The sequence below is a fragment of the Candidatus Symbiopectobacterium sp. NZEC135 genome, assembly GCF_025962695.1.
This window is the reverse complement of sequence record NZ_JAGFPF010001041.1, coordinates 1-758: the sequence shown is the minus strand read 5'-3', so window position 1 is coordinate 758 and position 758 is coordinate 1. Positions and strand designations below refer to the sequence as shown.

The following is a 758-nucleotide window of genomic DNA, read 5'->3' as shown; positions in this document are numbered from 1 at the left end:
TGATGAAGTAGCACGGCTGAAAGTCACCAATATGGCGGTTGAAGAGAGCTGAAATAACCAGACCGCTAAATTGGCAGGTAAACGGAAAAGAGGCAGGAACAACGTGCATTATGCCGTGCAGGGCGTTGTGTCAGACTACTTTATCAGCATAACCGCGCATTCTGCGCAACTTCTTGCTCACTTTCTGGTGTAAATCACTATTTACGCAATGAATGCCGTTTTTTCGCGAGGTTTGCGCAATTTTTTGCGCAAGTTGGCTCAACAGAATTTGAGTTGAGGTAATTAATAGCAGAAAAACAATAAGATAAAAATTGGCATATGGATTGCTGTACGCAGCGTGAAGTTACTCATCACGTTCAACAACAAGGAGCAACACAATGCCAACTCCATGCTACATCAGCATCGAAGGTAAAACCCAGGGAAACATTACCGCCGGTGCCTTCACCTCTGATTCTGTCGGCAACATCTATGTGCAGGGCCACGAAGACGAAATGCTGGTGCAGGAATTCAAACACGTTGTCACCGTACCGACCGACCCGCAATCAGGCCAACCTTCCGGCCAACGCGTCCACAAGCCGTTCAAATTCACCGTCGCGCTGAACAAAGCCGTACCGCTGATGTACAACTCGCTGGCCTCCGGTGAAATGCTGCCGACCGTGGCCCTGAAGTGGTATCGCAGCTCGGTGGAAGGCAAGCAGGAGCACTTCTTCTCCCCCGTGCTCACCCGCGCCACCTCCGTGGACATCAACTGCCAGATG

General features: G+C 50.4%; 1 protein-coding gene. It reads left to right on the top strand.

Annotated elements, in window-relative coordinates; all coding sequences use genetic code 11:
• Positions 1–377 precede the first annotated feature (377 nt).
• Positions 378–758: Hcp family type VI secretion system effector (locus tag J5224_RS32305; RefSeq protein ID WP_264629029.1), on the top strand; the 381-nt coding region annotated here is incomplete at its 3' end.